Origin of the sequence: Dactylosporangium sp. NPDC049742 (genome assembly GCF_040674675.1) — a bacterium.
Lineage (GTDB): Bacteria > Actinomycetota > Actinomycetes > Mycobacteriales > Micromonosporaceae > Dactylosporangium > Dactylosporangium maewongense.
The window spans coordinates 23,962-36,798 of the sequence record NZ_JBFANF010000054.1; the positions used below are offsets into that span (position 1 = coordinate 23,962).

Annotated in this window: 10 protein-coding genes and 1 pseudogene; 8 read left to right on the forward strand and 3 right to left on the reverse strand. The window is 73.0% G+C overall.

All coding sequences use genetic code 11. The features are described from left to right. Nucleotides 1-138: 138 nt before the first annotated feature. Nucleotides 139-1,351, forward strand: a pseudogene (locus tag AB0J72_RS43765) (glycoside hydrolase family 15 protein). Nucleotides 1,352-1,373: 22 nt separating this feature from the next. On the opposite strand, the gene AB0J72_RS43770 reads toward AB0J72_RS43765, so the two are convergent. Beyond that, nucleotides 1,374-1,541 carry an HAD hydrolase family protein gene (locus AB0J72_RS43770; protein WP_363410947.1) on the reverse strand — a complete coding sequence of 56 codons (168 nt, stop codon included), beginning with the start codon at nucleotides 1,539-1,541 and terminating at the stop codon, nucleotides 1,374-1,376. A gap of 72 nt (nucleotides 1,542-1,613) precedes the next feature. Then, nucleotides 1,614-4,037: a phosphoketolase family protein gene (locus AB0J72_RS43775; RefSeq protein WP_363410950.1), complete on the reverse strand. Its 2,424-nt coding sequence runs from the start codon at nucleotides 4,035-4,037 to the stop codon at nucleotides 1,614-1,616. Nucleotides 4,038-4,247: 210 nt separating this feature from the next. Here AB0J72_RS43775 and AB0J72_RS43780 point away from each other — a divergent pair, with 210 nt between their 5' ends. Continuing rightward, on the forward strand, nucleotides 4,248-4,913 hold the full coding sequence (locus AB0J72_RS43780; protein WP_363410953.1) for a hemerythrin domain-containing protein: 666 nt from the start codon (nucleotides 4,248-4,250) through the stop codon (nucleotides 4,911-4,913). Here the strand turns inward: AB0J72_RS43780 and AB0J72_RS43785 are convergent. Continuing rightward, nucleotides 4,879-7,233: a helix-turn-helix domain-containing protein gene (locus AB0J72_RS43785; protein WP_363410956.1), complete on the reverse strand. Its 2,355-nt coding sequence runs from the start codon at nucleotides 7,231-7,233 to the stop codon at nucleotides 4,879-4,881. The two genes, AB0J72_RS43780 and AB0J72_RS43785, sit on opposite strands and share 35 nt — an antisense overlap. 158 nt (nucleotides 7,234-7,391) lie before the next feature. On the opposite strand from AB0J72_RS43785, the gene AB0J72_RS43790 reads away from it, so the two are divergent. The 6 genes from AB0J72_RS43790 (at nucleotide 7,392) to AB0J72_RS43815 (ending at nucleotide 12,801) form a co-directional block, all read left to right on the forward strand. After that, entirely contained in the window at nucleotides 7,392-7,844 is a 453-nt protein-coding gene (locus AB0J72_RS43790) for a hypothetical protein (RefSeq protein WP_363410959.1), read from the forward strand. A 131-nt stretch (nucleotides 7,845-7,975) separates the two neighbouring features. Further along, complete coding sequence (locus tag AB0J72_RS43795) at nucleotides 7,976-8,110, forward strand: hypothetical protein (protein WP_363410962.1); 135 nt, start codon at nucleotides 7,976-7,978, stop codon at nucleotides 8,108-8,110. Continuing rightward, nucleotides 8,107-8,196 (forward strand): K(+)-transporting ATPase subunit F, encoded by a 90-nt coding sequence (kdpF, locus tag AB0J72_RS43800; RefSeq protein WP_344502038.1) that lies wholly within the window; start codon nucleotides 8,107-8,109, stop codon nucleotides 8,194-8,196. The genes AB0J72_RS43795 and kdpF overlap by 4 nt, the downstream gene beginning before the upstream one ends. Further along, nucleotides 8,196-9,857 carry a potassium-transporting ATPase subunit KdpA gene (kdpA, locus tag AB0J72_RS43805; protein WP_363410966.1) on the forward strand — a complete coding sequence of 554 codons (1,662 nt, stop codon included), beginning with the start codon at nucleotides 8,196-8,198 and terminating at the stop codon, nucleotides 9,855-9,857. Before kdpF ends, kdpA begins: the two co-directional genes overlap by 1 nt. Further along, complete coding sequence (kdpB, locus tag AB0J72_RS43810; RefSeq protein WP_363410969.1) at nucleotides 9,854-11,932, forward strand: potassium-transporting ATPase subunit KdpB; 2,079 nt, start codon at nucleotides 9,854-9,856, stop codon at nucleotides 11,930-11,932. The genes kdpA and kdpB overlap by 4 nt, the downstream gene beginning before the upstream one ends. Next, the gene (locus tag AB0J72_RS43815) at nucleotides 11,932-12,801 is read left to right on the forward strand and encodes a potassium-transporting ATPase subunit C (protein WP_363410972.1); all 870 of its coding nucleotides are present in this window, start codon (nucleotides 11,932-11,934) and stop codon (nucleotides 12,799-12,801) included. Before kdpB ends, AB0J72_RS43815 begins: the two co-directional genes overlap by 1 nt. The last annotated feature ends 36 nt before the right edge of the window (nucleotides 12,802-12,837 follow it).

Genomic DNA, 12,837 nt, shown 5'->3' on the forward strand with positions numbered 1-12,837 from the left:
CGGCCGGCGCGGCGATCGTCACTCCTTTCGGGCAAGGCGGCTCGGCGACGGGGTGACAACGGTTGCAGTTGGGCACCCGCACGCACGACAGCAGGCGTGCGGGGACGCGCCGCAGCAACCCGAGGCGGGAGGCCCCCCGTGAACGCATATCCGGCCATCGAGAATCACGGGCTGATCGGCGATCTGCAGACCGCGGCCCTCGTGACGAACGACGGCGTCATCGACTGGTTCTGCGCACCGCGCTTCGATTCGCCGAGCATCTTCGCCGCGCTGCTCGACCGCCGCAAAGGCGGCTACTTCCAGGTCGTCCCGGACGGCATCCCGTACGTCAGCAAACAGCTCTACCTGCCCGGCACGCCGATGCTCATCACGCCATGAGATCGTCGAGACGTTCCAGCAGACCCGGGACTTCTGGCGCGGCTGGATCGGCCGGTCCCGGTACAAGGGCCGGTGGCGGGAGATGGTGGAGCGCGCCGCGATGACGCTCAAGCTCATGACCTACGCGCCGACCGGAGCGCTGGTCGCGGCGCCGACCGCCGGGCTGCCCGAGCAGATCGGCGGCGAGCGGAACTGGGACTACCGCTACACCTGGGTCCGCGACGCCTCGTTCTCCGTCTACGCGTTGCTGGGGCTGGGCTTCACCGCCGAGGCGCAGGCGTTTCTGTACTGGCTCAACGACCGCGTGCGGCACGCGAGCGAGCAATCGTCGCCCCTGCAGATCATGTACCGGATCGACGGCTCCCCGAACCTCGACGAGGAGATCCTCGATCACCTGGAGGGGTACCAGCAGTCGTCCCCGGTGCGGATCGGCAACGCCGCCGCGACCCAGTTCCAGCTCGACATCTACGGCGAGGCACTGGACTCGCTCCACCTCGCCGACGAGCACGGACTGCAGCTGTCCCACGGTGCGTGGCAGCACGTCTCGCACGTGATCGAGTGGCTCTGCGAACACTGGGACCAGCCCGACGACGGGATCTGGGAGACCCGTGGCGGCCGGCAGGACTTCACCTACGGGCGGGTGATGTCGTGGGTCGCCTTCGACCGGGCGATCCAGCTCGCCCAGCACCGGGCCCGGCCCGCCGACCTCGGTCGCTGGACCAACATGCGCGACATGGTCTACCGGCAGGTCATCCAGCGCGCCTTCGAGAAGATGCTGACCTACAGCAACCATCTCGGGCTGTACGCCGAGGAGATCGCGCCGACCGGCGAGCAGATCGGGAACTTCCCGCAGGCCTTCAGCCACCTCGCCCTCATCAGCGCCGCGATGAACCTCGACTACCAGCTCGACCACGGCGCGGGCGGGGTCGTCGAGCCGGTGCTGCGCCACGGCATGGCGACCTCCTCGGCGTGACGCGTCCGCGGGCCGGCGGTGCTCACCCGGCGACCGGGGCGGGCACCGCCCAGGGCAGCACGAACCGCTCGATCGCCTGGGCGAACCCCTCGTCCGCGTTCGACGCCGTCACGTGGGTGGCCCCCCGCCGCACGTCCTCGCTCGCGTTGCCCATGGCGATGCTCACCCCGCTGCGCTCGAACATCAGCACGTCGTTGGGCCTGGTCGGTACCGTCGCCCACCGTTGCCCTCCCGCCGTCGCGTCCCGGATCCGCTCCGGGGTTCAGTCGCTCCACACCCAGTCGCGGATCTCGGGCTGGTCCTCGAAGTGCTCGCGGGCGTACGCGTTGGCCTCGGCGATCCGCGCGTCGCACTCGGCCAGCAGCCCGGGGGCGCGGTCGCGCAGCCGCGGTACCCGCCGGATCGCCTCGGCCGCCAGGTGGAACCGGCTCATCTCGTTCAGCACGACCATCTGGAACGGCGTGGTGGTCGTCCCCTGCTCGTTGAAGCCGCGCACGTGGATGCGGTCGACGTCCGGGTGCCCGTGCACGATCTCGTGAATCGCCCGCTGGTAGCCGTGGAACGCGAACACGACCGGCTTGTCCGCGGTGAACAGGTCGACGAACTGCGCCTCGGTCATGCCGTGCGGGTGGTGCCGGGCCGGGAAGAGCCGCATCAGGTCGACCACGTTCACGACGCGGACGTGCAGGTCCGGGACGAGCCGGCGCAGGTGCCACGCGGCCGCGAGCGTCTCCAGCGTCGGGATGTCACCGGCCGAGCCGAGCACCACGTCCGGCTCCCCGCCGTCGTCGGTGCCGGCCCGCTGCCAGATCGACGCGCCGTTCGCGCAGTGCTCGATCGCCGCCGCCATGTCCAGGAACTGCAGCTGCGGCTGTTTGTCGATCACGATCAGGTTCACGTAGTCGCGGCTGCGCAGGCAGTGGTCGGCGACCGAGAGCAGGCAGTTGGCGTCCGGGGGCAGGTAGATGCGGGTCACGCTGCCCCGCTTGGACAGCATCACGTCGATCAGGCCGGGGCCCTGGTGGCTGAAGCCGTTGTGGTCGTTGCGCCAGCACGTCGAGGTCAGCAGGATGTTCAGCGAGGCGACCGGCGCCCGCCACGGCAGGTTCCGCGCCTCCTCCAACCACTTGGTGTGCTGCACCGTCATCGACGCCGAGACCATCGCGAACGCCTCGTAGGTGGCGAAGAGCCCGTGCCGGCCGGTCAGCGTGTAACCCTCCAGCCAGCCCTCGCACAGGTGCTCGCTCAGCACCTCCATGACACGGCCGTCCGCCGACAGGTGATCGTCGACGTCCAGACTGGGGCCGACGAAGCACCGGTTCTCCACCTCGAAGACGTCGCCGAGGCGGTTGGACTTCGTCTCGTCCGGGCAGAACAGCCGGAAGTTCGCCGCCCCGGCGTTGCGGACGAACACGTCGCGCAGCAGCTTGCCCAGCTGCCGGGTCGACTCCCCCCGCACCACGGCCGGCCGGTCGACGGCGACGGCGTAGTCGCGAAAGTCCGGCAGGTCCAGGTCGACCAGCACCGTGCCGCCGTTCGCCCGCGGGTTGGCGCTCATCCGGCGGTCGCCCCGCGGCGGGAGGGCGGCGAGGTCGGGCACGAGCCTGCCGTCCCGGTCGAACAGCGCATCCGGCCGGTAGGAGCGCATCCAGGACTCCAGCTGCGCCAGATGCGCCGGGTTCGTGCGGATGTCCGCCATCGGCACCTGGTGCGACCGGAAGGTGCCCTCCGCCGGCTGCCCGTCCACCTCCTTCGGGCCCGTCCAGCCCTTGGGGGTGCGCAGCACGATGGCCGGCCAGCGGGGCCGCCCGGTCACACCGCCGGCCCGGGCGTCGCGCTGGATGTCGCGGATGCGGTCGTAGCACCAGTCGAGCGTCGCCGCGAACGCCTGGTGCACGTGCCGCGGGTCGTCGCCCTCGACGAACTGCGCGTCGTAGCCGTTGCCCTGCAGGAACGCCGCGATGTCGGCGTCGCTGTCGCGGGCGATCACGGCGGGTCCGCTGATCTTGTACCCGTTGAGGTGCAGGATCGGCAGCACCGCGCCGTCGCGGGCCGGGTTGAGGAAGGCGGTGCCGCGCCAGGCTCCGGCCAGCGGCCCGCACTCCGCCTCGCCGTCGCCGACCACCGCGGCGACGATCAGGTCCGGCGCGTCGAAGGCCGCGCCGAACGCGTGGGCCAGCACGTAGCCCAGCTCGCCGCCCTCGTGGATCGAGCCCGGGGTCTGCACGCTGACGTGGCTGGGGACCCCGCCGGGGGTCGAGAAGCGGCGGCACAGCAGCCGCAGGCCCGCCGCGTCCCGCGTCACCTCGGGGTAGACCTCCGAGTAGGTGCCTTCGAGGTACGCGTTGCCGACCAGCGCCGGTCCGCCGTGGCCCGGGCCGGCCAGGTAGATGACGTCGGCGTCGCGCTCCCGGATCAGCCGGCTCAGGTGGACGTAGACCAGGTTCAGGCCGGGTGAGGTGCCCCAGTGGCCGAGCAGCCGGGGCTTGATGTGCTCCGGCCGCAGCGGCTCGCGCAACAGGGGGTTGTCGCGGAGGTAGATCTGCGCGAGGGTCAGGTAGTTGGCGGCCTGCCAGTACCGCTGCATCTGGTCGAGCAGGGTCGGGGGGAGCGGCCCGGCCGCCGCGGCCTCGCGCTCCTCCGTGGTGCGAACCGCGCTGGAGTGCTGCACGTCGAACTTGAGCATGGCGGCCTACCTCCCGGAACGGCTGATCGCGCTACCCGAATTGTCGGCCTTGTCCGGCAAGGACGGTGATCGCGACGGCGGGCATTACCCGGCCTTCCACCCCCGGGATCGCGGGTCTGTGGGGCGAGTGTGTGGGCGCTGTGGGTGGGGTGGGGACGGCACCGGCCGGAGGCTGGACGCACCAGATCCGTCCAGCCACGAGGAGTCACCGTGACCGCCCTGACCCGCACCGACCAGCGTCCCGACGTCCACGAGATGGTGGTCGTCCACCGCGCCTTCCGGCGGGAGTTCGCCGCCGCCGCCGGCCTTGTCCGCCGTACCCCCGCGGGCGACACCCGCCGCGCGAGGATCGTCGCGGAGCACCTGCGCCTGTGCGCCGCCGGCCTCGAGATGCACCACACCGGCGAGGACATCGTGCTCTGGCCGCTGCTGCTCGAGCGGTCCGCGCCGTCGACCGGGCTCGTCGAGACGATGCAGGCCCAGCATCACGGCATCGACGAGCTCGTCGAGGCCGTCACCCCCGCGCTCGCCGCCTGGGAGGCCGCCCCGACCCAGGCCGCCGGCGAGCGTCTCGCGGCCCTCTGCGAGCGGTTCACGGCGGCCCTGCTCGAGCACCTCGACCTCGAGGAGCGCGAGGTGCTGCCGCTGGCCTCGCGCCACGTCACCGCCGCCGAGTGGAACCAGATGGGGCAGCACGGCAAGGACACGATGACCCCCAGCCAGCTGCCGGTCATGTTCGGCCTGGTGCTGCAGGACGCCGACGGCGAGGAGCGCGCCCGCATGCTCGGCAACCTCCCGCTGCCGGTCCGGCTGCTGCTGAAGACCGCCGGCGCCTGGCAGTTCAGGCGCTACGTCCGCCGCCTGCGCGCGTCGTGACCACCGCGGCACGGGCCTGGATCTCGGCACCGCTCGCGGCCCGCCCGGCGTCCCACTCGCGGGTGAACGCCTCGTCCCCGAGGGCGGCCCGGGTGGCGTCGAGCCCGCGGTCGGACAGCGCCCGCGAGACCGGGAAGGTGGGGTCGACGGCGTCGGCCGCCGAGATCGAGGCGCCCGCCCCGAAGAGCCAGGCCGCGGACACCGGGTCGCCGACCCGCTGAGCGAGGCTCGCCAGGGCGGGCAGCGCGTAGCCGAGGGTCCAGCTCATCCGGGCGGCGAGCGACAGGGCCACCGCCTCGCCGAGCAGCGTGGCGGTCGCCGGCTCGTCGCCGAGCAGCTCGGTGAGCGTCGCGTGCACGTTGAGCGCGGTGGCGAGGGTGAAGGCGTTGCCGCCCGCGCGGGCCGCGCGCACCGCCTCCGGCAGGGTCAGCCCGGCCGTCGCGAGGTCGCCCGCGACGAGGGCGAGCTGGCACCGCGCGAGCCGGGCGTGCACGGCCACCCAGCGACGACCGGCGGCCTCCGCCTGCGCCAGCGCGCGGTCCAGCAGCGCGTCGGCGTCGTCGAGGGCGCCTGCGAAGACCGCCGCCTGGCCGGCCAGGGTCAGGACCTCGCACGTCACGGCCGGCTCGGCCACCCGATCGGCCAGCGCCACCGCGACGCCGGCGTCGCGCAGCATCGAGGCGGTGTCGCCGGCCAGCAGCTGCAGCCCGAGCCGGCCGGCCAGGGCGCGGCAGCGGGCCACGTCGGAGGCCCCGGGGCCGATCCGCTCCAGCCACGCGAGCCCCTCGCGGGCGTGGCCGCGCAGCGCGAGGTAGAGCCAGACGCTCCCGGCGAGCTCTGCGGCGTCCACGTCCCGGTCGAGCTCGAGCAGGCGGAGGAAGGCCGAGCGCAGGTTGGCGTGGTCGGCGTCGAGCCGGTCGAGCTCGGCCGCGAGGTCCGGCCCTTCCAGCTGTACCGCCGAGGCCGTGGCCCGCGCGTGGAAGTGCGCGGCGTGCCGGTCGGCGGTCGCGGTGGCCAGCCCGGACGCGTGCAGCCGCCGCATCGCGAACTGCCGCACCGGCTCCAGCAGCCGGAAGCGTGGCTGCGGGTCGGGCGACGGCACCCGGAGCACCAGCGACTGGTCGACGAGCGCGCCGAGGGCGGGCAGCACGTCGGCGCCTTCGCCGGCGACGGCCTCGATCGCGTCGAGGGAGCACCCGCCGCTGAGGACCGCGAGGCGTTCGAAGAGCGCGACCTCCTCGGGTTCGAGGAGATCCATGCTCCACTCGAGCACGGCGGCCATCGTGCGGTGCCGCTCGGGCAGGTCGCGCGGGCCCGCGCCGGGCCCCTGCCGCTCCAGCCGGGTGAGGAGGGCCGGCGGGGTGAGCAGGCGCAGGCCGGGCGCCGCGAGCTCGACCGCGAGGGGGAGCCCGTCGAGCCGCCGGACGATCGCGGCCAGGGCGGGAGCGTCGGCGGCGGTGACGGCCGTGGGGGACCCGGCGGCCGCGGCCCGGTCGAGGAGCAGCGCGACGGCGGGCGAGGAGGCCACCGCGTCCACGTCGTCGCCGGCGGGCGTGGTGAGCGGCCCCAGCACGAGCTCGTGCTCGGCGCGCACCCGCAGCGGCGCGCGGCTGGTCGCCACCACGACGAGCTCGGGGCAGCGCGCCACGAGATCGGCGAGCGCCGGCGCCGCCTGGGTCAGCTGCTCCAGGTTGTCGAGCACCAGCAGCATCCGCAGGCCGGCCAGGTGGGGCACGAGCGCGTCGAGCGGGTCGAGGCCGACCTCGTCGGGCAGCCCGAGCGCCGCGGCGATCCCCGGCACGACGAGCTTCGGCTCCCGGACCGCGGACAGGTCGACGGCCCGGGCGCCGCCGGGGAAGGCCGGCGCCGCGAGGCGCAGCGCCTCCATCGCGAGCCGGGTCTTGCCCACCCCGCCGGGGCCGGTGACCGTCACCAGCCGGCGGGTGCCCGAGCGGACGAGGGCCAGCAGGTCGGCGAGCTCGCCGTCGCGGCCGATGAGCGGCGTGCCAGGACCCACCGGGACGTGGACCGGCGACGGGACAGCGGCCGCGGCCGGCGACACGCCCGCGGCCGGGGCCGCCTCCCGGCTGGGGACCGCGGCGACGAGGGCCGCCCGGTCGCCGTCGTCGAGGGCGAGCCCGTCGGCGAGCGAGCGCACCGTGTGCGGGTAGGGCCGGCGCCGTTCGCCGCGCTCGAGGGCGCCGATCGCCTTCGCCGTGAGGCCCGACCGCTCGGCGAGCTCCTCCTGGGTCAGCGACCGCGCCTCGCGCAGCCGGCGCAGCACGGCGGCGAACTCGCCGGATGCCGCCGCCCCCTCCACAGCTCAGATGCTAGCCGCGCGGGTGCCGCGGGCCGCCGCGACACGGACGGCGACCGGCTGTGGTGCCGGTGTGGGTCCGCTGTGGGTGGGGTGGCGCCCGGCGCGGCCCGAGGCTGGGAGCCGACGGCATCCCCGCCCTCACCACGAGAGGACAGACCATGACCACGACACCGGCCACCGCCCCCGCCACCAACACCGACATCGCCACCGGCGCCGCGAGCGGGAGGCGGACGGCACCGTACGGCCGCCACATGTCGAACGTGCTCGTCGCGGCCTTCACGCTGTCGGCGGGGCACACCGTCTACGCGAGCGTCGAAGGCATCGAGGACCCCACGTTCACCGTGACCACCCCGCTCGCGTGGGCGTTCTACGCCGTCGGGTTCGGGGCGGCGGTGCTGGCCCGGCGGACCGGGCGCGCGGCGCAGGCGACGGTGCTCGCCTACCTCACGGCGCTGCTGGCGATCTCCGTCTTCTACTACCCGACGACGTTCGGGCCGCGGCAGCAGACGACGTTCGGGTGGTTCGAGAACGACGTCTACGTCGGGCTGCTCGTCACGGCGACGTACCTCGGGGTACAGCGGCTGCGGCGCACGACGCTCACCCCGCGGTGACGCCGCCCGGGACGGCCGCGGGGCCGGGACTTCGGGCGGGCGGGCGTTAAGAAACCGTCAAGGACGCGGTCGCGGCGTATGGATCGCATCAACGCATCTGGGCAGGGCATGCCGCCGGGGCTTCACTTCGGATGCGGCCGGACGTCGGCCGCGCGAAGTGGAATTCAAGGAGGAGATCCCTCGTGGCTGACCTGTGGTTCGTGCTGCTGACGATCGCGTTGTTCGCGGTCCTCGGCCTGGTGGTGCGGGCGGTGGAGCGGCTGTGAACGCCGAGAACCTCGTCGGTCTCGTCCTCGCGGTCGCCCTGACCGCGTTCCTGGTGACGGCCCTGCTCTTCCCGGAGCGGTTCTGATGGGCACCGCGGGAGCGGGCGCCGTCTTCATCGCCTCGCTGATCATCGCCCTGGTGCTGGTGTACAAGCCGTTCGGCGACCACATGTACCGGTCGGTCACCTCGACCCGGCACACCCGCGCCGAACGGCTCGTCTACCGGGCCGTCGGCGTGAACCCCGACGGCGAGCAGTCCTGGGGCGTGTACGCCCGCAGCGTCCTGGCGTTCTCCGCCGTCTCGATCCTGGCCCTGTACCTGTTCCAGCGGGTCCAGAACCATCTGTGGCTGTCGCTCGGCTTCGACCCGGTCAAGCCCGACCAGGCGTGGAACACCGCGGTCAGCTTCGTCACCAACACCAACTGGCAGTCGTACTCGGGCGAGTCGACGATGGGTCACCTGGTGCAGATGGCCGGGCTCGCCGTGCAGAACTTCACCTCCGCCGCCGTCGGCGTCGCCGTCGCGGTCGCCCTCGTCCGCGGGTTCACCCGCTCCAGGACCGAGCAGCTCGGCAACTTCTGGGTCGACCTGGTCCGGATCTGCGTGCGGATCCTGCTGCCGGTCGCCGCCGTCGCCGCGGTCGCGCTCATCGCCGGCGGCGTGGTGCAGAACCTCAGCGGCGGCACCGACGTCACCACGCTGACCGGCGGCAGCCAGACCATCACCGGCGGGCCGGTCGCCAGCCAGGAGGTCATCAAGGAGCTCGGCACCAACGGCGGCGGGTTCTACAACGCCAACAGCGCCCACCCGTTCGAGAACCCGACCGGCTGGACGAACTGGATCGAGCTGTTCCTGATCCTGCTCATCCCGTTCAGCCTCCCCCGCACCTTCGGCCGCATGGTCGGCGACCGGCGGCAGGGCCTCGCGATCGCGGGCATCATGGCGATCCTCGCGATCGGCAGCGTCATCGCGATCAACGCCCTGCAGCTCGCGCACGGCGGGACGGTCCCCACCGCGGCCGGCGCGGCGACGGAAGGCACCGAGACCCGATTCGGGGTGTCGCAGTCGGCGACCTTCGCCGCCGTCACCACGCTCACGTCGACGGGTGCGGTCAACTCGTTCCACGACTCGTACACGTCGCTCGGCGGCATGGTGACGATGCTCAACATGATGCTCGGCGAGGTGGCGCCGGGCGGCGTCGGCTCCGGCCTGTACGGCATGCTGATCCTCGCCGTCATCACCGTGTTCGTCGCCGGGCTGATGGTCGGCCGGACGCCGGAGTACCTGGGCAAGAAGATCGGCGCCCGCGAGATCAAGTTCGCGTCGCTCTACCTGCTGACCACGCCGGCGCTCGTCCTCGTCGGCACCGCCGTCGCGATGGGCTCGGCGACCGCGCGGGCGTCGATGGCCAACCCCGGCGCCCACGGCCTGTCGGAGGTGCTCTACGCGTTCACGTCGGCGTCGAACAACAACGGCTCCGCGTTCGCCGGCATCTCCGTCAACACCACGTTCTACAACACCGCCCTCGGGCTGTGCATGCTCCTCGGCCGGTTCCTGCCGATCATCCTCGTCCTCGGCCTCGCCGGCTCCCTCGCCCGGCAGACCCCCGTGCCGCAGTCGGCCGGGACGCTCAGGACGTACCAACCCCTGTTCATCGGCATGGTCGTCGCGGTCACGGTCATCGTCGTGCTCCTCACCTACCTGCCGGCCCTCGCGCTCGGCCCGCTCGCGGAAGGCATCCGATGACCACCCAGACCGTCGCCGGCGGGCTGCTCGACCCCCGGCAACTGTGGAAGTCCACCCCGGACGCCCTGCGCAAGCTCAACCCGGCCACGCTGTGGCGCAACCCGGTCATGTTCATCGTCGAGATCGGCTCGGTCTTCACCACCGTCCTCGCCGTGCTGCACCCGAGCGTCTTCGCCTGGCTCATCACCGCCTGGCTGTGGCTGACGGTGGTGTTCGCGAACCTCGCCGAGGCCGTCGCCGAGGGCCGCGGCAAGGCGCAGGCCGAGACGCTGCGCCGGGCGAAGCAGGACACCGTGGCGCACCTGCGCGACGGCACGACGAGAAGCGCGAGCGAACTGCGGCAGGGTGACGTCGTGGTCGTCGAGGCGGGCCAGATCATCCCCGGCGACGGCGACGTCATCGAGGGCATCGCCTCCGTCGACGAGTCCGCGATCACCGGCGAGTCCGCGCCCGTCATCCGCGAGTCCGGCGGCGACCGCAGCGCCGTCACCGGCGGCACCAGGGTGCTCTCCGACCGGATCGTCGTGCGGATCACCCAGAAGCCGGGCGAGAGCTTCATCGACCGGATGATCGCCCTCGTCGAGGGCGCCAACCGGCAGAAGACCCCGAACGAGATCGCCCTCAACATCCTCCTCGCCTCGCTGACCATCATCTTCCTGCTCGCCGTCGCGACCCTGCAGCCCCTCGCCATCTACTCCAAGGGCGTGCAGGCGTTCGCGCCCGACAGCCTCGCCCTCAACGGCGACGGCGTCACCGGCATCGTCCTCGTGTCGCTGCTCGTCTGCCTCATCCCGACCACGATCGGGGCGCTGCTGTCCGCGATCGGCATCGCCGGCATGGACCGGCTCGTGCAACGCAACGTCCTGGCCATGTCCGGCCGCGCCGTCGAGGCCGCCGGCGACGTCAACACGCTGCTGCTGGACAAGACCGGCACCATCACCCTCGGCAACCGGCAGGCCGCCGCGTTCCTCCCCGCGACCGGCGTCACCGACCAGGAGCTGGCCGACGCCGCGCAGCTGTCCAGCCTCGCCGACGAGACGCCGGAGGGCCGCAGCGTCGTGGTGCACGCCAAGACCGCGCACGGTCTCCGGGAACGCACCGCCGGGGAGCTCGGCGGCGCCGTCTGGGTGCCGTTCACGGCGCAGACCCGGATGTCCGGGGTCGACGTCGACGGCGACCGGCAGATCCGCAAGGGCGCGGCGGCGGCCGTCATGCGGTGGGTCCGGGACAACGGCGGGCACCCGACCAGCGACGTCGGCGCGATCGTCGACGCGGTCTCCGCGTCCGGCGGCACGCCGCTCGTCGTCGCCGAACGCGCCGGTGACGGGCCGGCCCGCGCCCTGGGCGTCATCCACCTCAAGGACGTCGTCAAGCAGGGCATGCGGGAGCGGTTCGACGCGATGCGCCGCATGGGCATCCGCACCGTCATGATCACCGGCGACAACCCGCTGACGGCCAAGGCGATCGCCGAGGAGGCCGGCGTCGACGACTACCTCGCCGAGGCCACCCCCGAGGACAAGATGGCGCTCATCAAACGCGAGCAGGAGGGCGGCAAGCTCGTCGCGATGACCGGCGACGGCACCAACGACGCCCCCGCCCTCGCCCAGGCCGACGTCGGCGTCGCCATGAACACCGGCACCAGCGCCGCGAAGGAGGCCGGCAACATGGTCGACCTCGACTCCGACCCGACGAAGCTCATCGAGATCGTCGAGATCGGCAAGCAGCTGCTCATCACCCGCGGCGCCCTCACCACGTTCTCGATCGCCAACGACATCGCCAAGTACTTCGCGATCATCCCGGCCATGTTCGCCGCGATCTACCCCGGCCTGGACCGGCTCAACATCATGCGCCTGGACTCGCCGACCTCGGCGATCGTGTCCGCAGTCATCTTCAACGCCGTCGTCATCGTCGCCCTCATCCCGCTCGCCCTGCGCGGGGTGCGGTACCGGCCGGGATCCGCCGCTTCGATGCTGCGCCGCAACCTGCTCGTGTACGGCGCCGGCGGCGTCATCGTCCCGTTCATCGGCATCAAACTCATCGACCTGCTCATCGCCTGGATTCCGGGGATCTCCTGATGCGCCTCCCAGCCTGGCTCAGCCAGCACCTCGCCGCCCTGCGCGCGCTGCTCGTCCTCACCGTCCTGCTCGGCCTCGTCTACCCGCTGCTCATGGTCGGCGTCGGCCGGATCCCGGGCCTGTCCGGCCGGGCCGACGGCTCGCTCGTCGCCAAGGACGGCAGGCCGGTCGGCAGCCGCCTCATCGGCCAGTCGTACACCGACGCGGACGGCCACCCGCTCCGGCAGTACTTCCAGTCCCGGCCGTCCGCGGCGGGCAACGGCTACGACCCCACGTCGACGTCGGCGAGCAACCTCGGCCCGGAGAACGTCGTCGACACCCTCGGCGAAGGCGGCAAGCCGAGCCTGCTCACCCAGGTCTGCGCCCGCAGCAAGGCCGCCGGCGAGCTCGAAGGCGTCGACGGCGGCCGGCCCTACTGCACGCCCGGCGGGGTCGGCGCGGTCCTCGCCGTGTTCCACCGAGACGGCGCCACCGGCCCGGTGACCCGCGTCGTCAGTCTCAACGAGACGGGCCCCGGCGCGCCGTTCGTCGCCACCTACGACGGGGTCGCGGTCGAGCTCGCCGTGCCCGGCGAGGACTACAGCAAGGGCGTCGTCACCCCGGTCCGCGGCGGCGCACCGGACCGTCCGGCCGTCCCCGCCGACGCGGTCACCGCCAGCGGCAGTGGACTCGACCCGCACATCAGCGTCGCCTACGCCCGGCTCCAGGTGAACCGGGTCGCGGCCGCCCGCGGCATGTCGCCGGCGGATACGCGGCGGCTGGTCGACAGGTACACCACCGGGCGGGTGCTCGGGTTCGTCGGCGAGCCCGGCGTCGACGTCCTGCAACTGAACCTGGCGCTCGACGCCGCGCACCCGGTCCGCGGCTGACCCGTGCCGGCCCGCCGCCCACCCCGGCGGCGGGCC

Excerpts from the sequence above, each read along its gene's own strand:
- AB0J72_RS43775 (WP_363410950.1), bottom strand. The coding sequence starts at position 4,037 with ATGCTCAAGTTCGACGTGCAGCACTCCAGCGCGGTTCGCACCACGGAG.
- kdpB (WP_363410969.1), top strand. The coding sequence starts at position 9,854 with ATGACCACCCAGACCGTCGCCGGCGGGCTGCTCGACCCCCGGCAACTG.
- kdpA (WP_363410966.1), top strand. The coding sequence starts at position 8,196 with ATGGGCACCGCGGGAGCGGGCGCCGTCTTCATCGCCTCGCTGATCATC.
- AB0J72_RS43815 (WP_363410972.1), top strand. The coding sequence starts at position 11,932 with ATGCGCCTCCCAGCCTGGCTCAGCCAGCACCTCGCCGCCCTGCGCGCG.
- AB0J72_RS43795 (WP_363410962.1), top strand. The coding sequence starts at position 7,976 with ATGCGGCCGGACGTCGGCCGCGCGAAGTGGAATTCAAGGAGGAGATCC.
- AB0J72_RS43790 (WP_363410959.1), top strand. The coding sequence starts at position 7,392 with ATGACCACGACACCGGCCACCGCCCCCGCCACCAACACCGACATCGCC.